The sequence below is a fragment of the Streptomyces sp. NPDC026206 genome, from assembly GCF_040638465.1.
Taxonomy (GTDB): Bacteria; Actinomycetota; Actinomycetes; order Streptomycetales; family Streptomycetaceae; genus Streptomyces.
Genome location: NZ_JBEZYL010000004.1, coordinates 126,795 through 149,037 on the forward strand (window position 1 = coordinate 126,795; position 22,243 = coordinate 149,037).

The following is a 22,243-nucleotide window of genomic DNA, read 5'->3' on the forward strand; positions in this document are numbered from 1 at the left end:
CGAGCCGGCCGCGGGGTCAGCGGCAGAAGGCCAGCGCGTCGAGGGCCACGGCGCCCTGGCCGCGCTCGAGCACCACCAGGGGGTTGAGGTCCAGCTCGGAGAGGCCGCCGCCCAGTTCCAGCGCCATGCGCTGGACGCGCAGGACGGTCTCGACGAGGGCGTCCACGTCGGCCGGGGGAGCCCCCCGGACGCCGTCCAGAAGGGCTCGCCCGCGCAGTTCGCCGAGCATGGCCCGTGCGTGATCCTCGCCGAACGGCGGTACGCGTACTGCCGTGTCGTCCAGAACCTCCACCAGCACGCCGCCCAGGCCCACCGTCACCGTGGGGCCGAAGAGGCTGTCGTGGGTGATGCCGACGGCCATCTCCACGCCGCGCCCCACCAGCTGGCAGACGAGGATGCCGTCCAAGGGGAGGCCTTCGTAACGGGCGATGTCGGTGAGTTCGCGATAGGCGTCGCGTACCTGGCTGGCGGAGGTCAAGCCCAGTTTGATCAGACCCAGGTCCGACTTGTGGGCGAGCTGGGGGCCGGAGGCCTTCATGACGACCGGATAGCCGATCTGCCCGGCTGCCCGCACGGCGGCGGCAGCGCTGGTGACCAGCTGTTCGCGGGGCACGCGTATGCCGTACGCGCGCAGGAGCTGCTTCGCCGCATGCTCGCTGAGCTGCTCGCCCGGGCGCAGCAGTGCCTGGGCCTTACGGGCCGAAGGGGACAGGGAGCGGGGCGCTTCGTCGAAGGGGGAGCGGTAAGCGGCGGTGAAGCGGTGGTGGTCGAGATAGGCGCGAAGGGCGGTGATGCAGTTGGCGAACGTGCGGAAGGTGGCCACGCGCGAGGAACCGAGGAGGGTGGTGCGATAAGCGTCCTCGGTGCCGACCGGGGAACCCCAGACCACGCAGACCAGCTTGTCCGTCTTCTCCGCCGCGTCGACGAGGTCCCGCGCGAGCTTGTCGCTCAGAGGGGGGAAGGGGCCGGTGATCGGGCAGACGAGGACGCCGATGGAGGGGTCGGCGAGGATGGCGTCGATGATTTTTCGGCCGCGCCAGTCGCCGACGGGATGCCCGCCGTTGTCGACGGGGTTGGCAGTGCTCAGGTAGTCGGGTATCCACTGGTGGAGTTCGGCTTGTCTCGTGGCGGGCAGGACGGGGAGCCGGAGCCCGGCCGTCGTGGCGAGGTCCGCGAAGTGGGCGCCCGTGCCGCCGGAGATCGAATACACGGCGACGCCGTCGGCGCGGGGCGGGCGGGCGCGGGCGAGCAGGGCCGAGGTGTCCTGGAGCTCGTCAAGGCCGTTCACGCGGATGACGCCGAACTGCCGCATGGCCGCGTCCACCACGTCGTCGGCGCCGGTCAGCTTGCCGGTGTGGGAGGCGGCGGTGCGGGCGCCGACCTCGGTCCGGCCCACTTTGACGGCGACGACCGGCACCTTGTGACGGGCGGCGCGGTCGGCGGCGAGCAGAAAGGAGCGGCCGTCCTTGAGCCCTTCCACATACGCGGCGATGGCCCCGACCTCGGGCCGGGTGGCGAAGTAGGAGATGAAGTCGGCGCACTCCAGATCCGCCTCGTTGCCGGTCGGGGCCCAGTGCGAGAGCCGGATGCCCAGCTCCTGCAGGGCGAAGACCGGGCGGCCCTGGTGGCCTGACTGAGTGATCAGGGCGATGGCCGGCCCGGTGAGATCGTCACGGACGGGCTCGAAGGCGTTGAGGTTGGTGTTGGGGCCGAGCAGGCGGATTCCGGTGCCCTGGACGGCAGCGGCGAGCCGGGCCTGCGCCGTGGCGCCCTCGGGGCCGGTCTCCGCGAAACCGGAAGCAAAGACGACGGCGAACGCCACGTCGCAGCGGGCGAGTTCCTCGACGACGGGGACCGGGTCGCCGACGAGGAGGACGGCGACGTCGATGCGGTCCGGCAGGTCGCTGACGGACGGATGACAAGGGAGGCCGAATACGGTCGCACGGGTGGGGTGGACGGGATGCAGGCGGGCGCCGACGCGCTCGGCCCAGGCGATGAGCTGCCGGGTGATCCCGGTATTCGGGCGGCCCTCGGTCTCCGAGGCGCCGATGACGGCCACGGTCTCAGGGCGGAAGAGACGGTCAAGGTCGGGGACGTCGGAGCGTAGAGCGCGCCCGCTGACATCCACGTCGTCGGCGGGGGAAGGGGCCGTGCCGTGGACCATGGGGCCTTGTCGTCGGCCACAGGCCACCACGCGGGCCGGACGGGAGGTGGTGGTGAGGGTGCCGTGAGTCGATCCGAGCATCGTTCTCGCCCACTCCTGCTCGATGGCCGATAAGCTGACGTGGAGTCAGATTAGCGACCTGGTAAGCCGTCAGGAATGGTCCGTGCGCGCCGGAAGGGTGGAACGGGCCCTGCGGCCGGGGCGCCTGGGAGGTGGGCTCGTTGGCGGGAACGCCGCGCTTCGACGTGCCGGAGGTCGACAACTTCACGCGGCCCTACTGGGACGCCGCGGCCGAAGGGAAGCTGCTGATACGCCGCTGCCGCGCGAGGGGCTGCGGGAAGGCACACCACTACCCGCGTGAGTTCTGCCCGCGCTGCTGGAGCGCGGACGTCGTCTGGGAGCAGGCGAGCGGTCGCGCCACGCTCTACACCTGGTCCGTCGTCCATGTGAACGACCTCGCGCCCTTCGACGCACGCGTTCCCTATACGGCGGCTGTGGTCGACCTCGACGAGGGGCCGCGCATGATGACCGAGGTGATCGATTGCCCCGGCGCCGAGCTGAGGATCGGCATGCCGCTGCGGGCCGACTACCGGAGTGATCCCGAGGGAGACCTGCCGCCCGTGCCTGTCTTCCGGCCGTCGGTGGGCGCCGGGTAGCCGCGCGTCGGGACTGCGTCAGCCGCGGCCCAGTACCACCGTGCCCGAGGAGCAGAACCAGCCGCCCGTGCCCGACGCGACGGCGAGGCGCGGCAGCCAGCCGCCCGCCTTGCGGACCTGGCGGCCCTCCTCCGCCTCCCCGCGCAGCTGGCGTACGGCCTCCACCAGGAGGAACAGGCCGCGCATGCCGGGGTGGCAGGCGGAGAGGCCGCCACCGTCCGTGTTGACGGGCAGGCCGCCGCCGACGGTCAGCCGGCCCTGGGCGGCGAAGGCGCCGCCTTCGCCCTTGGGGCAGAAACCGAGGTCCTCCAGCGTCACGAGGGTCATGTAGGTGAAGGCGTCGTACAGCTGCGCCACCTCGATCTCCTGTGGGGCGACTCCGGCCCGGCCGAAGGCCAGACGCCCCGAGGTGACCGCCGCGGTGGTGGTGAAATCCTCCCACTCGGACATCGTCGTGTGCGAGACAGCGGTACCGGTGCCCAGCACCCACACCGGTGGCTTGGCCGCGTCCGCCGCGTACTCCTCGGCCGCCAGCACTACGGCGCAGCCGCCGTCGGACCGGATGCAGCAGTGGAGCCGGGTGAAGGGGTCGGCGATCACAGGGCCGCCGAGCACGTCGTCGACAGTGATGGGTGTGCGGTACATGGCGTGCGGATTGCGGGCGGCGTTGGCGCGGGTTTGAACGGCGATGTCGGCCAACTGTTCAAGTGTGGTGCCGTACTGGTGCATATGACGGCGGGCCGCCATCGCGTACTTGGCGATGAGGGTGTGCCCGTAGGGCACCTCGAACTGCGCGGGGCCGCGCGCTCCGAAGGACAGGTTCGACGTGCGGCGGCCGGCCTTGATGTCGGCGCGGGCGGTGGAGCCGTACACGAGCAGGACGACATCGGCGTGGCCTGCCGCGATGGCGTCGGCCGCGTGGGCGGCCATGATCTCCCAGGTCGAGCCGCCGACGGAGGTCGAATCCACCCAGGTGGGTCGCAGCCCCAGGTACTCCGCGACGTCGACAGGGGCGAGCGCGCCGAGCCCGGCCGAGGCGAAGCCGTCGACAAGGGACCTGTCGAGGCCGGAGTCGGCGAGGGCCCGGCGGGCGGCCTGGGCGTGCAGGGCGTACGGCGTGACCGTATCGAGCCGGCCGCAGTCGGAGAGGGCGACGCCGACGACAGCGACCTTGCGCTTGCCTGGGGTCATGAAACTGACGGTACATCAGCTGGACTGCTCGTCGGTCCGGCATCGGCTTCGTCTCGGCCCTGGGAAAGCGGCCCGCCCGCACCTAATATGACGGCCCGTCAGTACCGCTTGAGGGAAGGCCGCCGATGGATTCCGCGTTCAGCGAAGAGCAGGTGGAGATCCGGCGCACCCTGCGCGACATGCTGCTCAAGAACTCCGGTCCGGACGAGGCCAGGGCGGCAGTGCTGACCTCGGCCGGCCACGACGAGAAGCTGTGGCACCGGCTCGCGGACCAGCTGGGGCTGCCGGGGCTCGCGGTGGAGCGGCGGTACGGCGGAGCCGGTTGCGGCCCCACCGAGCTGGCCCTGGCCTGCGAGGAGACCGGACGGGCGCTGCTGCCGTCGCCACTGGTCGCCACGGCGGCGCTGACCACCCCTCTCGTAGCCGCCCTGGGCACATCGCGGCAGCGCGCGGCGCTGCTGCCACGCCTCGCGTCCGGCCGGCTGACCGGGGCGTTCGCGGTGCCCGCCGGCACCTTGTCGGACGCGTTCGCGCTGACCGGCCCGGCCCCTGGCGACTGGTCGGGCGGGGGGCGCGCCGGCGGTGTGCAGGCGCACCGGACGGGCGACAGCTGGCGGCTCTACGGGCAGGCCGGGCAGGTGCTCGACGGCCACAGTGCGGGCCTGCTGCTGATCGCCGCACACGCGGGCGGGTACGCCCGCAGCCGCACCTCGCTGTTCGTCCTCCGGCCGGAGGCGGCGCACGGGGTGGTCCGTACGCGGCTGACCGCTCTGGACGAGACGCGTCCCCAGGCCCGTATCGAGCTGCGGGACGCGGAGGCGGAGCCGCTCGGCGCGCCGGACCGTGATGTGCGGGCCGCGCTGGCTGCGGCAGGAGGCGGCGTGGCCGCCGTTCTCGCGGCCGAGGCGGTGGGCGCGGCGGGCCGGGTGCTGGAGCGAACCGTGGAGTACGCGCGCGTGCGGGAACAGTTCGGCAGGCCGATCGGGTCCTTCCAGGCCGTCAAGCACCGGCTGGCGGACCTGTACGTGGCCGTGCAGGCGGCCCGCTCGGCGGCGTACTACGCGGCGTGGTCAGGAAAGCCCGCCGTGGGAGGGCTCGCGCTCGCACAGGCTCTGGAAACGGCCCGGGTGGCCGCCGGAGAGGCGATCCAGCTGCACGGAGGCATCGGGGTGACGTGGGAACACGATGTGCAGATGTACTTCAAGCGGGCGGCGTCCGACGAGCTGCTGTTCGGTCCCGTGCACAGGCTCAGGGCGCGCGCGGCGCGCGTGGCCGGACTGTTTGACGCGCCGGGGGCCCGGGAAGCGGTGGTGCTGTGATGTCCGCTGTCAGACGCGTGGTGCGCACGGTCTCCTCGACCCGTTCGTTCGCGCGGGTCGCACCGCACTTCGTTCCCGCGGTCGACCGGGCGGTTCACCGGCTGACGCGCGGCAAAGTACTGCTGACCGCGTACATGCTGCCTTCCGTCCTGCTGACGTCGACGGGTTCGAAGAGCGGACTGGCACGGCGGACGCCGCTCGCGTGCATGCCGGACGGCACCGACAGCGCCTGGACCCTGATCGGCAGCAATTTCGGGCGGCCGGGCCACCCTGCCTGGACGGCGAATCTCATGGCGCACCCCGAGGCCGGGATCAGCTGGAAGGGGCGGGACATCCCTGTGCGGGCGCGGCTGCTGCGCGGCGCCGAGCGGGAGGCCGCATGGGCGGCGGTGGTCGAGTTCTGGCCCCCGTACGCGCGCTACCAGGCGCGGGTGGAGCGTGAGATCCGGCTTTTCCGGCTGGAGCGCCGGTAGGGCCGGCGGCGCGGGCCCCAGGGCCGCAGCGGCCGGGAGCGCGGGGCGGGCAGGCCGCGTCGCGGTGCGCCGCGGCGGGCCGCCCGGGGCCGAGCCCGGACGGCCCGCCGCTGCGATGACAGGACGTGCGAGGTGGTGCGGTTGTGGCGCCTGCGCGCTGTGGGCTACTTCGTCGGCTTCTTGCCGGTGATTCCGAGGTGCACGAGCAGCGCGAGGTTCGGCTTCAGCTCGGCCTGCTTGACGCCCCAGCTCTGGAAGCCCTTCTGGTGCGAGGCCACGGCCGCAAGCATCGCGACGAGCGAACCGGCCACGGCTGCCGGACTGACGTCCTTGTCCACCTTGTTCTTGGACTGCAGTTCCTTGACGGAGTCCGTGAGGGAATTGGTGACCGCGTTGAGAATCTTCATGCGGATCTTGTAGAACCGCTTGTCGCCCTCGGCGGCTCCCAGGTCGACCACGCGCAAGATCGCCTCGTGCTTGCGCCAGAAGCCGAGGAAGCCGTCGACGAGCTCCTCCGCCGCCTGCCAGCCGGACTTGCCCACCCAGGAGCGCCCGGCGACCAGGCCGGTGAGATCGGCGCCCTCCTTCGCCATCTCCTCGGCGATCTCGAGCACGGCGCCCTCGACGTCGGGGAAGTACTGGTAGAAGGTCGCGGGGGAGGTGCCGGCCCTGCGGGCGACATCGATGACCTTGACATCGCGGTACGGCGATGAGCTGAGCATTTCGCTGAGGCAGTCGAGCAGCTTCTGCCGCGTCGCCTGGCCGCGCCGACCGGCCACCCGGCCGTCGACGGTGCGTACTTGTCCTGTCATGCCGTCAGCTTACCGAGGGGTGATCGGAGCGCGATTCGGCCGCATGCAAATGGGGGCGGGGGTGGTCGATGGGGTATAAGCGCAGGTCAGGTTGGGTGTGAAGGGGCGCCGAGACGGCGAGAGCGGATTGGCCCGTACCGGTGAATTGTCCTATCAACAAGCCGTGGACGGCGGCCCCGGCGAGGTGTCTGCCGGGGCCGCTTCGCGGTTTTCCACAGGCCGCGCGGGATCCGCGTTCCGCCTCTACCGTGGCAGGCGAGAACACTCCGAGTGGACAGGGCGCCTCGCAAACACTCCGAGTGGACAGGACGCCTCGCCCGACCGCGCAGAAGGAGGCCGGACCATGAGCACAGTCACGGACGGATTCCCGGAAGGCGCCCCGTGCTGGGCGGACGTCATGCTGTCCGACGTCGCGGCCGGCAAGCGCTTCTACGGCGAGATCCTCGGCTGGACGTTCGAGGACGCCGGGGGCGAGTACGGCCACTACACCCAGGCCTTCCACGGGGGGAAGAACGTCGCGGCACTGGCCCCCAAGCCGGACGGCAGGATGCCGACGGCCTGGTCCGTCTACTTCGCCTCACGGGACGCGGCGGCCACGGGCGACAGGATCCGGGCCGCCCACGGCCAGATCATCATGGGGCCGATGGCCATCGGCGGATTCGGCACGATGCTGATGGCGGCCGACCCCGGTGGCGCGGTCTTCGGCGTCTGGGAGGCCGGCAGCCACAAAGGGTTCGAGAAGCGGGGCGAGCCGGGCGCGTACGGCTGGACCGAGGCCTACACCTGGGACGCCAAGGCGATCGATCCCTTCTACGAGGAGGTCTTCGGGTTCGCCACCCATGACCTGAGCGACGAGGCGGGCATCGAGTTCGCTGTCTGGACGCCCGCCGGGGCGCCGGCCACACCCGAGAACGCGGTCGCCGGCCGGGCCGTCATGGACGACCGGTTCCCCCGGGAGATGCCCGCCCACTTCCTGGTCTACTTCGTAGTGGAGGACTGCGACGCCGTCGTCCGCGCGGTGCAGCGCCTGCACGGAAGAATCCGCTGGGAGCCCCAGGACACCCCGTACGGGCGCTTCGCGCTGCTCGCCGATGACCAGGGGGCCGACTTCGCCGTCATCGACGTTTCCCACCCGATACCGGGCTGACCGGCGGGGGCGGGGAGGAGAGGGAGAGGCGCGCAAGACGGACAGGTCCGCATATGGCGGCATATGGGCCTGTATGGCGGAGACACGGCGAAGCGTGCCCCGGGTTCGCAACCGGGGGCTTCGCCAGGAAGAATCAGGGTGCGTACCCCGGGATAATTCGCGGTGATGCGCTGCACGGGGCTGAAACCCTTCAAGCCCCACGGGGAGGTGGCAGGTCAGTGGTGGAGCAGCTTACGCAGCACGACCCGAGACGGATCGGCCCGTTCGAGGTGCTCGGCCGACTCGGTGCGGGCGGCATGGGGCTGGTCTATCTCGCCCGCTCGGCGTCGGGCCGGCGGGTGGCGATCAAGACGGTGCGCACGGAACTCGCGGAGGACCAGCTCTTCCGGGTCCGGTTCACCCGTGAGGTGGAAGCGGCCCGGGCGGTCAGCGGCTTCTACACCGCCGCCGTCGTCGACGCCGACCCGAGGGCGGCCGTCCCGTGGCTGGCCACCGCCTACGTCCCCGCGCCTTCGCTCGAGGAGATCGTGACCGAGTGCGGGCCGCTGCCGGCCCAGGCCGTGCGCTGGCTCGCCGCCGGCATCGCGGAGGCGCTGCAGTCCATCCACGGCGCGGGGCTGGTGCACCGGGATCTGAAGCCGTCGAATGTGCTTGTGGTGGAGGACGGCCCCAGGGTCATCGACTTCGGCATCGCCTCCGGTGTCTCCAACACCCGGCTGACCATGACGAACGTCGCCGTCGGCACGCCTGCGTACATGTCACCCGAGCAGGCGCGCGACTCCCGCAGCGTCACCGGGGCCAGCGACATCTTCTCGCTCGGCTCCACCCTGGTCTTCGCCGCGACCGGGCACGCGCCCTTCCACGGCGCGAATCCGGTCGAGACCGTCTTCATGCTGCTGCGGGAAGGGCCCGACCTGAGCGGCCTGCCCGACGAGCTGCGCCCCCTGATCGACTCCTGCATGCAGATGGCGGCGGAGAACCGCCCGAGCCCGGCGGACCTGCAGTCGCAGCTGGCGCCGCACCTGTTCGCCTCCGGCGGGGGCGACGACAGCGGCACGGCCTCGGCGTGGCTGCCCGACAACGCGGTCACCCTGATCGAACAGCGCCGCGCCGGTCACCGGCCCTCGGCCATCGGCGCGGCCGGCGGGCGAGGCGGCAGCCGGAGCCGCTCGGCCGCCCCACCGCCACCGGTCCAGCCCCCCGCGCCGGAGCCGTCAATGGCCTACGACCCCCCTCCGGGTGCCCGGGCCGGTACCGGATGGGGCGAGGGGCACATGGGCGCCGGGCGCTCCGGCCTCGTCGGCGCCCCCGACCCGCGGGGCGGTCTCAGTGGGCCGCACGGCGTACGGCCCGCGGCCGGCGCCGTCGGTGCCCAGGGGCGGCACGCCGGTGCGCCCGCCGCGCCCGCGCCGGAGGGGACCGTACGCCTGGCCGGGTCGCAGGTGCCCATCGGGCCCGGGCCGCGGGTCGCCGATGCCCGGGAGCCGCACGCGCAGGCCGGAGCGGGGCCCACCACCGGCTGGGTACGGCCACCGGCGGGGGCCTCGGCGGCCGCCGTGCCCGGGCAGGCGCCCGCACCGGCGCCGTCGCCCGACGGCGGGACCAATGCCCAGAGCGACCAGGGCCGCTGGCGGCCGTGGCGGTTCCGCATGTCCAACGACGTGTGGGGCACGCCCGTCGTGTCCGAAGAGCTGCTGTACGTCACGTCCTTCGAGGTCCACGCGCTCGACGTGGCCAGCGGGCGGCGGCAGTTCAAGACGCGGGACGTCGCCTGGGCGATGGCTGTCGCCGACGGCCGCATACACGCCTCCGACGGGCCCACGCTGTACGCGCTCGACGCCGCCGACGGCGCGGAGCGGTGGCGACTGGCCACGGACGGCTGGGTCTACTCGCTCAAGGCCGACCGGGGAACGATCGTCACGGGCACCCGCGGCGGCGGTGTGCAGGCGTGGGAGGCCGCCAACGGCGAACTGCTGTGGGAGATGAGCGGCGCCCAGACCGACTTCGAGACCCCGGACTGCGGCCCGGCCGTCCACGACGGCACGGTCTACGTCTGGGCCGACGCGCGGCTGCGCGCGCTCGAGGCCCGTACGGGCGTGGAGCGCTGGTCGTACCCGGTGGGCGATGCGGCGTCCTGCGGCGGGGTGCCGGTACGGCTGCTGTCCGCACCGGACGGGATGGTCTACGTCGCGGCCGGGACGCGGGTACTCGCCATCGACGTGGCACGCGGTGACGTGCGCTGGCGGTTCGAGGCGCCGGCGGTCTTCCTGAGCCCGCCCGCCTTCGCCCCGGGCCCCGCCGTGACGGGCGGCGGTGTCTACATCGCCGACTACCTGGGCACGGTGTACGCCCTGGACGCGACGACCGGCCGTGACCGCTGGCGGATCGCGACGGAGGCCCGCCAGTCGACGGAGCCGGTGCTGGTCGCGGCCGGCGCCGTCCACCTGGGCAGCGGTGGTGCGCTGTACACACTGGACGCGGTCACCGGCACGCCCAAGTGGCGCTTCGCGGCGGGCGGTGACATCGTCGGCGCCCCCGTCGTCGCCGACGGCCGGGTCCATTTCGGCTCCGCGGACCACTGCCTCTACACGCTGGACGCGGCGGGCGGCCAGCTCCGCTGGAAGCTCGCCACGGGCGGCGAGATCACGGGATCCCCGGTGGCCGTGGCCGGTGTGGTCTACGCCTGCAGCAAGGACCGGTGCGTCTACGCCCTGGACGCGGCGAAGGGCACGGGACACTCCCGGCGCTGACCCCGGTGCGGGGCCGTTTGCAGGCGCCGGACCGGGGTGCGGCTCCGCAGGTCTACCGTCCCTGTCTTCCCGGCAGGAGGCTTCACCGCAGCCGCGGGCGAGGCCTCCCGGCACTCGGGAGGCGTCACCGCACCCGGTAGCCGCGGTCGCGGGCGGCGAAGCGCGCCGTCTGGTCGGCGCCGGACAGGTTGCCCAGCGATATCAAGTGCGGGGCCAGGGCCAGGGCATGCGCCCCGGCGGCCTCCTTGGCCGCCCAGAGGGCGCGGACCGTGCCCTGGACCGGTTCTGTCGGGTAGGAGGCGATGACGGCGGCCGCGCGCAGGGCGGCGGCCGTGGCCTGGCCGGGCGGTGTCAGCTCCGAGACCAGGCCGGTCTCGTACGCCCGGCGGGCGGAGAGGCGTTCCGCGGTGCCCATCAGGGCCAGCCGCGCGGCTTCGCCGGACGGCATGCGCTGGGCCATGCGAACGGACTCGTAAGCGCTGACCATGCCGTACGACGTGTGCGGGTCGAAGAACGTCGCGTTCTCGGAGGCGACGATGAACTCGGCCTCGCCCAGCAGGTGGAACGCCCCGCCGCACGCCATGCCCCCGACCGCGGCGATCACGGGCTTCCACAGATCGGCGGCCTTGGGCCCGATCGTGCGCAGGGGGTCGTCCACCGAGTACGGGGAACGTGGCTGCGGCACGTCGGCGGAGCGGTCGATGCCGGTGCAGAAGGCGCGGTCCCCGGCGCCGGTGAGCACGACGGCCCGTACGGAGTCGTCGCGGCGGAAGTCGCGCCAGGCGAACTCGAGTTGTTTCGCCGTGGCGAGGTCGATGGCATTGTGCCGCTCGGGCCGGTTGAGGATCACGAGCGCGACGCCGTCCGGGCGCCGTTCCGTGTGCAGGGTCATGAACGCTCCAGCAGCCAGCGGGGCACGGTGACGCCCGGCGCGACCTCGGCGAAGGCGACCGTGACGGGTGCGCCGATCCGCAGTCCGGCCGGGTCGGCGGAGCCGAGCGCGGCAGCGGGTTGGGCGACGAGATTGCCGACGAGGCGGATGCCCGGGGCGTCGGCGAGCTCGACGACGATGACGTTGTACGGGGCCTGTTCCGCATAGCCGGGCAGCAGGGGCGGGTGGGGCAGTACGTACGACCAGATGTGGCCGCGCCCGGACATCCGGCGCCACTCGTCGGTGAAGGACCGGCAGTAAGGGCAGCAGGGCCGGGGCGGGAAGCGGAGCCGGTGGCAGTCGGCGCAGGCCTGAACCCGCAGCTCACCACGGGCGGCGAAGTCCCAGAAGGGCTGCCCGTCCTCGTCCGGGACGGGCAGCAGAAGCCCATTGTCAGTGGTGCCCCTCATCATGGAGGGCATGAGCACTCAACTCCTCAGCAGCAGTGCCGATGTGGGGACGCCCTCGCCCGCCGTGACCAGGCAGGTCGAGGCGCCGGGCACCTGCGAGGTGGAGGTGCCGCGGAGTTGCCGGACACCCTCGTTGATGAGGTTGAAGCCATGGACGTAAGCCTCACTGAGACCACCGCCGCCGGTGTTCACCGGGAGCCGGCCGCCGAGTTCGAGCGCGCCGCCTTCGGAGAAGGCCGCGCCCTCACCGCGTCCGCAGAAGCCATAGCCCTCGAGGGAGAGCGGGATCAGCGGCGTGAAGGCGTCGTAGATCTGGGCGACGTCGACGTCCGCCGGGCCGAAGTCGGCCGTCTTCCACAGCTGCCGGGCCGCGGTCCAGGAGGGGCCGGCCAGCGGGTCGTGCGTCCAGTAGTTGACCATGCCGTGGTGCTGGGGCGGCAGTCCCTGGGCCGTGGAGTGCACATAGACCGGGGGGCGGCGGCAGTCGCGGGCGCGTTCCGCGGTGACCACGACGCATGCCAGCGCCCCGTCCGTCTCCAGGCAGTTGTCGAAGAGGCAGAGCGGCTCGCTGATCCAGCGGGAGGTCATATACATCTCCCGCGTCAGGGGACGCTCGTACATCATCGCGGCGGGGTTCTGGTTGGCGCGGTTGCGGCAGGCGAGGGCGACGTTGAAGAAGTGGTCGCGGGTCGCGCCGTACTCGTGCATATACCGGCGGGCCAGCAGGGCTATCTCGTCGGCAGGGCGCAGTAGCCCGTAGGGCCGCGTCCACTGGCCGGGGGTGGGCAGCTGTGCGCGGGTGTCGGCCCACGGGCGCGGGCCGGAGCCGCGTTTGCGTGAGCGCCAGGCGACGCCGACGGTCGCCTGTCCGGTGGTGAGGGCGGCGGCGAGGTGGGCGACGGTCGCGCAGGAGCCGCCTCCGCCGTAGCCGACTCGGGAGAAGAAGGTCACGTCGCCCGCGCCTATGGCCTTGGCGATCTCGACCTCGTCGGTGGTCTCCATGGTGTAGGAGGCGAACGCGTCGACTTGGGAGGGGGAGATGCCCGCGTCGTCCAGAGCGGCGAGGACGGCGTGACAGGCCAACGTTTTTTCGGATTCGGGGAGTTGTCGGGCGAAGGGGGTCTGGCCAATGCCGACGATCGCAGTGGTGTCCTTGAGCGTTGCCGTCATCGCCACCTCCGTGCTGTCGGTGCTGACAGCGCGGAAGGCTATCGCTAATCTGACGCTACGTCAGCTGGCGTGCCGGGTGCGGGGCCGGCCCGGGGTGAAGGAGGGCGTGCGATGCGCGGCGACCTGGAGTTCGGCTCGATACCCGCGCTCGTCCGCACGGCGGCCGAGCGGTACGCGGATCGCGAGGCCGTGGTCGACGGGCGGACCCGGATCACGTACCGGCAACTCGGGGAGAGGGTCGAGCGGGCCGCGGCCGCGTGCGTCGCCGCCGGAGCCGGGGCCGGCGACCGGGTGGCCGTCTGGGCCCCGAATACCCTGGACTGGATCGTCTCCGCCCTGGGCGCAGTCACCGCCGGTGCCGTGCTCGTCCCGGTGAACACCCGCTTCAAGGGAGCAGAGGCGGTCCGGGTGCTGGAGCGCACACGGGCCCGGCTGCTCTTCGTCACCGGCACCTTCCTCGGCACCTCCTACGTGGCGGCGCTGCGCAGTGCCGCGGGGGAGCCGCACCCCCGCGGCGCCGCTGGAGGGGCGGGGCCGCTGCCCGGGCTGCCGCACCTGCGGGACGTCGTCGTCCTGGCGGACGACGCACCCGGCGACCTCCGCACGTGGAAGGAGTTCCTCACCGCCGGGGACGCCGTGCTCGCCCAAGCCGTGAGGGCCCGTGCCGAGGCCGTGGATCCCGGGGCCGCCTCGGACATCCTCTTCACCTCGGGCACCACGGGCGAGCCCAAGGGCGTCGTCATCACCCACGCCCAGACGCTGCGCGCTTTCGGCGTCTGGAGCGAGCTGGCCGGACTGCGGGAAGGAGACCGCTATCTGATCGTGAACCCGTTCTTCCACATCTTCGGCTACAAGGCGGGCGTCATCGCCTGTCTGATGCGGGGCGCGACCATGGTCCCGCAGCCCGTCTTCACCCCGGAGGCCGTGCCGGCCAGGATCGCGGCCGAGCGCATCTCCGTACTGCCCGGCCCGCCCACCCTCCTTCAGTCGCTCCTGGACCACCCGGCCCGGGCGGCGCACGACCTCTCGTCGCTGCGGGTGGTCGTGACAGGGGCGGCGGTCGTGCCCCGGCAGCTGATCGACCGGCTGCGGGGCGAGCTGGGGATCGCCACCGTGCTGACCGCGTACGGCATGAGCGAGGCCACCGGGCTGGTCACGATGTGCCGGCGCGGAGACCCGGCGGACGTCGTCGCAGGGACCTCGGGCCGGGCCATCCCGGACACCGAGGTCAAGGTGACCGGCGCCGACGGGGCCGCGCTGGCTCCGGGCGAGCCCGGCGAGATCCTGGTGCGCGGTTACCAGGTGATGTCCGGCTACTTCGAGGACCCGCAGGGCACGGCGCGGGTGCTGGACGCCGGGGGGTGGCTGCACACGGGCGACATCGGCGTCCTGGACGCCGAGGGCAATCTGCGGGTGACCGACCGCGTGAAGGACATGTTCATCGTGGGCGGTTTCAACGCCTGCCCCGCCGAGATAGAGCAGGTCCTGGCCCGGCACCCGGCCATCGCGGAGGTCGCCGTAGTAGGCGTGCCGGATGCCCGGCTCGGCGAGGTCGGCAAGGCGTTCGTGGTGCGCCGCACGGGAGGGGAAGAGGGGGCCGGGGCCACGGCGGAGGCAGTGATCGCCTGGGCGCGCCGGGAGATGGCCAACTACAAGGTGCCGCGCGAGGTGGAGTTCGTGGAGGAGCTGCCGCGCAACGCCTCGGGGAAGGTGCGCAAGGGGTTGCTGCGGGAGCGTGCCGCGGAGTAGCGCGGTGGGCGGGGCCGCGGCCGCCGGTCCTGGCCGGCCGCGGCCCCGCGGGCGGTGGGCGGTGGGGCGGCATGCCCCGCCGCCGGCCGCCGGTCAGCGCAGACGCAGGACCGTGGTGGCACCGGTGCTGTGATCGTCGGCGCCGCCGTTCAGCTGGTCGAGGACGCCGGTGGAGTGGTCGTCGAATATCTTTGCGGCCGCCGTGGGGGCGTACAGGGACTGCACGGTGGTGGAGTGGTCATCGGCCGGTGCCGGCGCCACGCCGTGGGCCGCCGGCGCCGCGGCGACGCGGGCGTGATCGTCGGCTGCTGCCGGCACCACACCGAGGACCGCCGCGGCCGCGGCGACACCGAGTACGACGAGTGCCTTCCTGCTGCGCGCCGTGGCGTGGTCCGTCATTCTGAGATTCATTTCGGCTCCTCTGCTCGGGGGTTGTGGTGCGCGGGTCGGTCGTGGTGCTTTGTCAGTGAACGTACCGGTGGGTGAAGGCGGCGTAAGGCGTTCGGCCGAAAACGTCCGGGCAGCCGCAAGGGCCGGCCCCGACGGCTCCCCCTCCGCGCCGTCGACGCCGGCCCCTGTCGATACCCCTTGCGAGCCCCCTTCGGCGAACAGTGCCCATCCCCCCGGGTGTCTGGTGCCCCCGTAGGGCCGTGTCCTCCGTATTCCGACGGGCCCCCGTTGCTACCCCCCGTAGCACTACCCGCCGGCTTTCCCGCTGGGGTCGCTGTTTCCCCCGGGGGTCCCCCGTTCCCCCGTTCCCCCCCCGGGCGGTCCGGTGTGTCCGGGAGCTTCCGGCCGATGTCTGGCGGAAGCTCCCCGGCACGCGAACCAGGTCTGTCAGATCGGCTTGTCCGTCGTCATGTGGTCGTCCTTCATCGCGAACGCCGGAACGTCCGTCATGTGGTCGTCCTTCAGGACGAAGGCCGGGTTGTCCGTCATGTGATCGTCCTTCATCACGAACGCCGGGTTGTCCGTCATGTGGTCGTCCTGCGGTGTGAGCGGCGCATCCCCCGGCTTCGCCCCGGCCGCCTTCGCCCCGGCCACCTTGGCCCCGACGAGCGGGTCGTCCGTCATGTGGTCGTCCTGTGGGGTGTCCGCTGCGGGTGGCTTGAGCTTCGTGTCATCGCTCATGGCGTCAGTCTCCGATGGTCAGTGCGAGTCGTTCCGGGCTGATGGGGAGTGCAGAGCCCGCCCGGCGACTCCCCCGAGGACCGCCGGACGGGCACATTAGGGCTGTTCACCCTAGAGGTGAGGCCTCACCTACGACCCGACTGCCCCCCGACGCGACGGATCGACATTCCTTAGAATGGCGTGTCGCGATAAACGATCGATGAACGGGCACGTGGCAGGGTTTCCCGGGCGCCTTTATGCGGCAGCGGCCGGCGCCAGCAGCCCTCGTACCTCGGCTGCTTCGGACGCGTCCAGCTGATCGAAGATGGCCAGTGCCTCGGTCCAGCAGGCGTGCGCGCGCCCCGACTGCCCGAACGCCTCCAGGGAACGGCCCAGGACGGTCAGGATGTTGGCCCGCCGCCACTCCCCGCCGATGCCCCGCAGCAGGGCCAGTGCCTGCTCGGCGTAGGCCGCGGCCTTGGCGGGCTGGCGGGTGGCCAGGTACAGCTCCGCCATGCGGAAGAGCGTCATTCCCTCCCACAGCCGCTGCCTGTTGTCCCGGAAGACCGGCAGGGCCTCCACCAGCCTCGCCATGGCCTCCTCGTGGCGCCCGGCGTGGGTGAGGGCGACCGCGTACGCGTACAGGGCGTTGGCCAGCCGCCAGGAGACGTTGGCCTCGCGGTAGATGACGATCGCCTGCTCGGCGAGGTGCACGGCCGACTGGACCCGCCCGGTGGCCTGGTGCGCGCGGGAGAGGTTGCAGAGCGCGCTGGCCTCACCGGGGCGGTTGCCGTCGGCGCGGAACGCGGCGAGCGCCTGGCCGATGTACGCCTCGGCGTCCTCGTGGCGGCGCTGGTACATGGCGGTGATGCCACGGCTGTTGGAGGCGTAGCAGCACGGGATCGGGTCCCCGTACTTGCGACCGAGGATCACGGCGTGCCGTGCCTGCTCGTCGGCCTGGTCGAAGCGGCCCGCGCAGTTGTGCACATGCGTCAGCACGGTCCGCACGCGTCCCTCCGCCCGGGGGTCGCCGGCGGCCTGGGAGGCGCGCAGCAGGGCCGCGGCGGCCTGTTCGTACTGCCGTGAGTCGGCGCCCGACTCCGCCAGGTCCTTGGCGGCGAGCAGCAGGTCGGTGGCGCGCCGCAGGGTGTCACCGGTGGCGTCGGCGTGCTGGCGCACGCACGCCAGCAGGCAGCCGGCCTCCGCGAACAGCCAGTCGCCGGCGGCGGTGCGGTCGGTGAAGTCCAGCCCCGGGTGGGTGGTGGGCGTCAGGTGGGCGAGGAGCTGGTCGCCGGGCCGTCCCATGACGTAGACGCCCGCGGCCGTGGCCAGGTAGAAGTCCAGCAGCCGGGACATCGCGGCGGTCCGCTCGGCGGGCGGCTGCTCGTCGCGTTCGGCGCAGGAACGGGCGTAGAGGCGTACGAGGTCGTGGTATCGGTACCGGCCCGGTGCGGCGGATTCCAGCAGAGAGGTGTCGACCAGCGACTCCAGCAGCTCCTCGGTGACGTCGACGTCCAGGTCCAGCACGGCGGCCGCGGCGGCCAGCGAGATGTCGGGGCCGTCGGCGAGGCCCAGGAGGCGGAAGGCGCGGGCCTGGCCGGGCTCCAGCTGGCCGTAGCCGAGCTCGAAGGTGGCCTTGACGGCGAGGTCGCCGGCGCGGAGCTCGTCCAGGCGGCGGCGCTCGTCGCCGAGCTTGCGGGCCAGGACGGAGACGGTCCAGGTGCGCCGGGCGGCCAGCCGGGAGGCGGCGATGCGGATGGCGAGCGGCAGGAAGCCGCAGGCGGCGACGACGTCCATGGCGGCGTCGCGCTCGGCACCGACCCGTTCCGTGCCGACGATGCGGGTGAACAGGACGAGCGCTTCCTCCGGGCTCATCACGTCGAGGTCGACGAGGTGCGCGCCGGCGAGGTCGACCATGCGGGCGCGGCTGGTGACGAGGGCGGCGCAGCCCTCGTTGCCGGGCAGCAGCGGGCGGACCTGGGCGGCATCGCGGGCGTTGTCCAGCAGGGCCAGGACGCGGCGGCCGTCGAGCGTGGAGCGGAAGAGCGCGGCGCGCTCCTCCACTCCGTCCGGAATCGCGGAATCCGGTACGCCGAGGGCCCTGAGGAACGCCCCCAGCACGGCCTCCGGCTCGGCGACCACGGGGCCGGCGCCCTGCAGGTCGACATAGAGCTGGCCGTCGGGGAAGTGGTGCCGGGCGGCGTGGGCGACGTGCACCGCGAGGGTGGTCTTGCCGACGCCGCCGATGCCGGCGACGGCGGAGACCGCCATGACCCGGCCCTCGGCCGTGGCGAGCTGGTCGCTGAGCTCGTCGACGAAGGCGGCCCGGCCGGTGAAGTCGGAGACGGTCGCCGGCAGCTGCGCGGGCCGGACGAACGTGGGACCGGCGAGGGGGCGGTCGGCGGTGGAGAAGTGGACGTTGAGCTCGGTGTCCGCGTTCAGGATGCGCTGCTGGAGCTCGGCGAGCTCGGGGCAGGGGTCGACGCCCAGCTCGTCCGCGAGCAACCGCCGGGTGTCGGCGTAGACGGCGAGGGCCTCGGCCTGGCGGCCGCTGCGGTAGAGGGCGAGCATCAGCAGCTCGCGGAGCCGCTCGCGCAGCGGGTGCGCGGCGGTCAGCGCGGTGAGCTCGGAGACGGCCTCCGCGTGGCAGCCGACCTCCAGGTCGAGGTCGAGCCGGGTCTCCAGGAGGGACAGGCGCCACTCCTCCAGGCGGGCGCGCTGGGTGTCGGCGTACGGGCCGGACAGGCCTGCCAGCGGCTCGCCGTCCCACAGGGCCAGGGCCTCGTTCGTCAGGTCGCGTGCGCGGCAGCGGTCGCCGGCGCCGCGGGCCTTGTCGGCCTCGGCGGCCAGCCGCTCCGCGGTGTCGATGTCGAGTCCGCCGAACCCGACCCGGATCGCGTAGCCGCCCGCCTCGCTGACCAGGGCGTCGGCGTCGGGCCCGAAGGCCTTGCGCAGCCGGCTCGCGTACGTGCGCAGCGCGGCGAGGGCCGCGTGCGGTGGCTCCTCGCCCCAGAGGGCGTCGACCAGCTCGGGCGCGGTGGCGGTGCGCCCGCCGCGCAGCAGCAGGGCGGCGAGCAGAGCCCGCTGCTGGGGCGATCCGGTGTGGAGCGGTTCGTCTCCGCGCCAGGCGCGGACGGGCCCGAGCACGGTGAACCGCAGCTGCTGTCCGTGCCCTGTGTCGCCGGCCATCGTGACCCCCTGCCTGTCCTGCTCGGTCGCACCGGCCAGTCTGCCTTGTTCAGGCCCTCTGCGTCAGCAGGGGTCCGGCCCTCTCCGGGCGGCCGTGCGGGGAGCGCTACGGCCCACTGCTGACGGTATGTCAGATCGGCGCTACCGTGTTCGCCATGGCGAGCTTCCCCAAGATAATCTCGGTGGACGACCATACGGTCGAGCCCTCCGACGTCTGGCGGAACCGGCTTCCGGCGAAATTCCATGACACCGGACCGCGGATCGTAAGAGCTCCGGTCAAGGACATGACCTTTACGGGCGGGCGCTTCACGCCCGTCATGGGCGCCCCCGGGGACGACGGCCCGGTGGCGGACTGGTGGGTCTATGAGGATTTGTTCCGTCCTCTCACGCGGCTGGATACAGCCGTCGGATACTCCAGGGACGAGATCCGGCTCGAAGGAATCACCTACGAACAGATGCGGCCGGGTTCGTACAGCGTGGCCGAGCGATTGGCCGACATGGACCTCAACCACGTCCAATCCGCGCTCTGCTTCCCGACCTTCCCGCGCTTCTGCGGCCAGACCTTCGCCGAGGCGTCCGACCGCGAACTGGCCCTGCTGTGCGTGCGCGCCTACAACGACTGGATGGCCGAGGAGTGGTGCGGACCGGACGCGCACGGCCGGCTGATCCCGCTGGCGATCGTCCCGCTGTGGGACGCCGGTCTGGCCGCCGACGAGGTCCGCCGCAACGCCGCACGGGGCGTACCGGCCGTGTGCTTCTCCGAGATACCGCCCCATCTCGGCCTGCCCTCCATCCACAGCGACGACTGGGACCCCTTCCTGCGCGCCTGCGACGAGACGGGGACCGTCGTCGCCATGCACATCGGCTCCTCGTCCCGGATGCCCTCCACCTCGGCGGACGCGCCTCCCGCCGTCGGCTCCACGCTGACCTTCGCCAACTGCTGTTTCTCACTGGCCGACTGGCTGATGTCGGGCAAGTTCGACCGCTTCCCGCGCCTGCGCATCATGTACGCGGAGGGCCAGATCGGCTGGATTCCGTACATTCTGGAACGGGCGGACGTGGTGTGGCAGGAGAACCGCGGCTGGGGCGGTGTCGCCGGCAAGGTGCTCAGCCCGCCCTCCGAGCTCTTCGCCCGGCATGTGTACGGCTGCTTCTTCGACGACGCCTTCGGCCTGCGCAACCTCGACGCCATCGGTGCCCGGAACGTGCTCTACGAGACCGACTACCCGCACTCCGACTCCACCTGGCCCAGGTCCCGGCAGGTCGCCGAGGAGCAGATGGCCCACCTCGCCCCGCAGACCGTGGAGCGCGTCGTGCGCGGCAACGCCATCGAACTGCTCGGCCTCACCTCCGACGGCCTGTGGCCCGGTGCCTGAGACGGGGGCGCCGCACGGCCTGCGGGTCCTGCCCGAGGGCAGGCTGTCGTACGGGCTCCAGCTGCCCGTCCAGTCGCAGAGCGCCCTCTACGCCGAGCCCTGGGAGGCCGCGGCCGGCCCCGCGGAACTGCGCCGGGTGGCCAGGGCCGCCGACCGGCTGGGCTTCGCCTACGTCGCCACCTGCGACCACGTGGCCGTGCCGAGACGGCTGGCGGCCGCCATGGGCACCGTCTGGTACGACCCCGTGGCCACGCTCGCCCACCTCGCCGCCGTCACCGAACGCGTCCTGCTGCTCAGCCACGTGGCCGTGGCCGCACTGCGGCACCCCCTGCTCACGGCGAAGCAGTACGCGACGGTGGACCGGCTCGCGGGCGGCCGCCTGGTCCTCGGGATCGGCGCCGGGCACGTGCGGGAGGAGTTCGAGGCCCTGGGCGTGGACTTCGCACGGCGCGGCGCGGTCCTGGACGAGACGGTCGACGCCCTGAAGGCGGCACTCGGGCCGCTGGAGTACCCCGAGTTCCGGGGCGAGCGGTTCGCCTTCGGCGATCTCGGCCAGGCCCCCCGTCCCGTACGCAGCCCCCGCCCGCCCCTGTGGGTGGGCGGCTCCTCGCCCGCCGCGCTGCGCCGGGCCGCGCAGCGCGGCGACGGCTGGCTCTCCCAGGGCGACCCCCGCGACCGTCTTCCGCGGCGGATCGCGGAACTGCGGCGGCTGCGCGAGGAGGCCGGGCGGTCAGGGCCGTTCGCGGTGGGCGCCATCACCGGGGCGCTGTACGTCGGGCGGCCGGGCTGGGACACCGGACCTCGGACGCTGACGGGTGAGGCGGACGCGCTCGCCGCGTCACTGCGGGCCTACCGCGACATGGGCGTCGACCAGATACAGGTGCGCTTCCGCTGCCGGGACGCCGGCGAACTTCTCGACCAGATGGCCGCGTTCGCCGCCGAGGTGGCGCCAGGGCTCAACGCGTAGCCCGACCGGCAGCGCGACGCACGGACGTGACGGCAGGCAAGGAGGAGGGGACATGGGCAAGCTGGACGGCCGCGTCGTACTCATCACGGGCGCGGCCCGCGGCCAGGGCGAACAGGAGGCACGGCTCTTCGTCGCCGAGGGCGCCCGGGTCGTGCTGGCCGACGTACTGGACGCGCCGGGGGAGGCCCTCGCCAAGGAGCTCGGGGAGAGCGCGGCGCGCTACATCCATCTGGACGTGGGCGAGGAGGCCGGCTGGGACGAGGCTGTCGCCTTCACCAAGAGGGCCTTCGGCAAACTCGACGGGCTCATCAATAACGCCGGAATCGCGCCCCGCAACGGCCTCGTGGACACTTCGCTCGCCGAGTACGAGGAGGTGGTGCGGGTCAACCAGACGGGCACCTTCCTGGGCATGCGGGCGGCGGCACCCGAACTGGCCGCGTCCGGCGGTGGAACGATCGTCAACACCGCCTCGTACGCCGCCCTTTCTGGCCTGCCTTCCCTCGCCGCGTACGCGGCGACCAAGGGTGCGATCGTGGCCATGACCCGGGTGGCGGCGCTGGAGCTGGCCGGCCGGGGCATCCGCGTGAACGCCCTGTGCCCCGGTGGCGTGGACACCCCCATGGCCAACCCCGGCGGGAAGGTGCCCCGGCAGGAGATGGACGCGTACTTCGGGAAGTGCGTACCTCTGGGGCGGGTCGGGCGGCCGGAGGAGATGGCGAGGGTGGCGCTGTTCCTCTCCTGCGACGACTCCTCGTACGTCACCGGGCAGCCGATCGTCGTGGACGGCGGCTGGCTGGCGGGCCCCGCGCTGCCCCAGTGAGCGGGGCGG

At 72.7% G+C, this 22,243-nt stretch carries 18 protein-coding genes; 9 read left to right on the forward strand and 9 right to left on the reverse strand.

Annotated elements, in window-relative coordinates:
* Positions 1 to 16 precede the first annotated feature (16 nt).
* Complete coding sequence (locus tag AB0F13_RS09060; protein WP_362077540.1) at positions 17 to 2,245, reverse strand: acetate--CoA ligase family protein; 2,229 nt, start codon at positions 2,243 to 2,245, stop codon at positions 17 to 19.
* Positions 2,246 to 2,385: 140 nt separating this feature from the next.
* On the opposite strand from AB0F13_RS09060, the gene AB0F13_RS09065 reads away from it, so the two are divergent.
* Entirely contained in the window at positions 2,386 to 2,820 is a 435-nt protein-coding gene (locus AB0F13_RS09065) for a Zn-ribbon domain-containing OB-fold protein (RefSeq protein WP_362077543.1), read from the forward strand.
* Between the two features lie 18 nt (positions 2,821 to 2,838).
* On the opposite strand, the gene AB0F13_RS09070 is transcribed toward AB0F13_RS09065, so the two are convergent.
* A complete protein-coding gene (locus tag AB0F13_RS09070) occupies positions 2,839 to 4,011 on the reverse strand; it encodes an acetyl-CoA acetyltransferase (RefSeq protein WP_362077546.1) in 1,173 nt (390 codons plus the stop codon).
* Between the two features lie 125 nt (positions 4,012 to 4,136).
* Between AB0F13_RS09070 and AB0F13_RS09075 the strand changes: the two genes are divergently transcribed.
* Positions 4,137 to 5,330: an acyl-CoA dehydrogenase family protein gene (locus tag AB0F13_RS09075; protein WP_362077549.1), complete on the forward strand. Its 1,194-nt coding sequence runs from the start codon at positions 4,137 to 4,139 to the stop codon at positions 5,328 to 5,330.
* Positions 5,330 to 5,803, forward strand: coding sequence for a nitroreductase family deazaflavin-dependent oxidoreductase (locus tag AB0F13_RS09080; RefSeq protein WP_362077552.1), 474 nt, complete (start codon positions 5,330 to 5,332; stop codon positions 5,801 to 5,803). Before AB0F13_RS09075 ends, AB0F13_RS09080 begins: the two co-directional genes overlap by 1 nt.
* Positions 5,804 to 5,967: 164 nt before the next feature.
* Here the strand turns inward: AB0F13_RS09080 and AB0F13_RS09085 are convergent, their stop codons facing one another.
* A complete protein-coding gene (locus AB0F13_RS09085; protein ID WP_362077555.1) occupies positions 5,968 to 6,615 on the reverse strand; it encodes a TetR family transcriptional regulator in 648 nt (215 codons plus the stop codon).
* 343 nt (positions 6,616 to 6,958) lie between these two features.
* Here AB0F13_RS09085 and AB0F13_RS09090 point away from each other — a divergent pair, with 343 nt between their 5' ends.
* Together AB0F13_RS09090 and AB0F13_RS09095 are read left to right on the forward strand one after the other, a co-directional pair.
* Positions 6,959 to 7,762 (forward strand): VOC family protein, encoded by an 804-nt coding sequence (locus AB0F13_RS09090; RefSeq protein ID WP_362077557.1) that lies wholly within the window; start codon positions 6,959 to 6,961, stop codon positions 7,760 to 7,762.
* Between the two features lie 218 nt (positions 7,763 to 7,980).
* On the forward strand, positions 7,981 to 10,512 hold the full coding sequence (locus tag AB0F13_RS09095) for a PQQ-binding-like beta-propeller repeat protein (RefSeq protein ID WP_362077559.1): 2,532 nt from the start codon (positions 7,981 to 7,983) through the stop codon (positions 10,510 to 10,512).
* A 124-nt stretch (positions 10,513 to 10,636) separates the two neighbouring features.
* Here AB0F13_RS09095 and AB0F13_RS09100 read toward each other — a convergent pair whose 3' ends face one another.
* From AB0F13_RS09100 to AB0F13_RS09110, 3 genes are read right to left on the reverse strand one after another with little or no spacing between them, the layout of a single operon-like run.
* A complete protein-coding gene (locus AB0F13_RS09100) occupies positions 10,637 to 11,404 on the reverse strand; it encodes an enoyl-CoA hydratase/isomerase family protein (protein WP_362077562.1) in 768 nt (255 codons plus the stop codon).
* Complete coding sequence (locus AB0F13_RS09105) at positions 11,401 to 11,865, reverse strand: OB-fold domain-containing protein (RefSeq protein WP_362077565.1); 465 nt, start codon at positions 11,863 to 11,865, stop codon at positions 11,401 to 11,403. The genes AB0F13_RS09100 and AB0F13_RS09105 overlap by 4 nt, the downstream gene beginning before the upstream one ends.
* Positions 11,866 to 11,871: 6 nt before the next feature.
* Complete coding sequence (locus AB0F13_RS09110) at positions 11,872 to 13,023, reverse strand: lipid-transfer protein (RefSeq protein ID WP_362077568.1); 1,152 nt, start codon at positions 13,021 to 13,023, stop codon at positions 11,872 to 11,874.
* A 111-nt stretch (positions 13,024 to 13,134) separates the two neighbouring features.
* Between AB0F13_RS09110 and AB0F13_RS09115 the strand changes: the two genes are divergently transcribed.
* Positions 13,135 to 14,772: a FadD3 family acyl-CoA ligase gene (locus AB0F13_RS09115; RefSeq protein ID WP_362077571.1), complete on the forward strand. Its 1,638-nt coding sequence runs from the start codon at positions 13,135 to 13,137 to the stop codon at positions 14,770 to 14,772.
* A gap of 93 nt (positions 14,773 to 14,865) precedes the next feature.
* On the opposite strand, the gene AB0F13_RS09120 is transcribed toward AB0F13_RS09115, so the two are convergent.
* The 3 genes from AB0F13_RS09120 to AB0F13_RS09130 all read right to left on the reverse strand — a co-directional run bounded on the left by AB0F13_RS09120 (position 14,866) and on the right by AB0F13_RS09130 (position 19,071).
* Positions 14,866 to 15,183 carry a hypothetical protein gene (locus tag AB0F13_RS09120; RefSeq protein WP_362077574.1) on the reverse strand — a complete coding sequence of 106 codons (318 nt, stop codon included), beginning with the start codon at positions 15,181 to 15,183 and terminating at the stop codon, positions 14,866 to 14,868.
* A gap of 426 nt (positions 15,184 to 15,609) precedes the next feature.
* Positions 15,610 to 15,903: a hypothetical protein gene (locus tag AB0F13_RS09125; protein WP_362077577.1), complete on the reverse strand. Its 294-nt coding sequence runs from the start codon at positions 15,901 to 15,903 to the stop codon at positions 15,610 to 15,612.
* 234 nt (positions 15,904 to 16,137) lie between these two features.
* A complete protein-coding gene (locus AB0F13_RS09130) occupies positions 16,138 to 19,071 on the reverse strand; it encodes a BTAD domain-containing putative transcriptional regulator (RefSeq protein ID WP_362077580.1) in 2,934 nt (977 codons plus the stop codon).
* Positions 19,072 to 19,226: 155 nt separating this feature from the next.
* Here AB0F13_RS09130 and AB0F13_RS09135 point away from each other — a divergent pair, with 155 nt between their 5' ends.
* Genes AB0F13_RS09135 through AB0F13_RS09145 form a run of 3 tightly spaced genes read left to right on the forward strand, consistent with a single transcriptional unit; the run spans position 19,227 to position 22,234 of the window.
* Complete coding sequence (locus AB0F13_RS09135; protein ID WP_362077583.1) at positions 19,227 to 20,447, forward strand: amidohydrolase family protein; 1,221 nt, start codon at positions 19,227 to 19,229, stop codon at positions 20,445 to 20,447.
* Positions 20,448 to 20,466: 19 nt separating this feature from the next.
* Positions 20,467 to 21,414: a TIGR03619 family F420-dependent LLM class oxidoreductase gene (locus tag AB0F13_RS09140; protein ID WP_362078059.1), complete on the forward strand. Its 948-nt coding sequence runs from the start codon at positions 20,467 to 20,469 to the stop codon at positions 21,412 to 21,414.
* A gap of 52 nt (positions 21,415 to 21,466) precedes the next feature.
* Positions 21,467 to 22,234 carry a glucose 1-dehydrogenase gene (locus AB0F13_RS09145; RefSeq protein ID WP_362077586.1) on the forward strand — a complete coding sequence of 256 codons (768 nt, stop codon included), beginning with the start codon at positions 21,467 to 21,469 and terminating at the stop codon, positions 22,232 to 22,234.
* Positions 22,235 to 22,243: the final 9 nt, after the last annotated feature.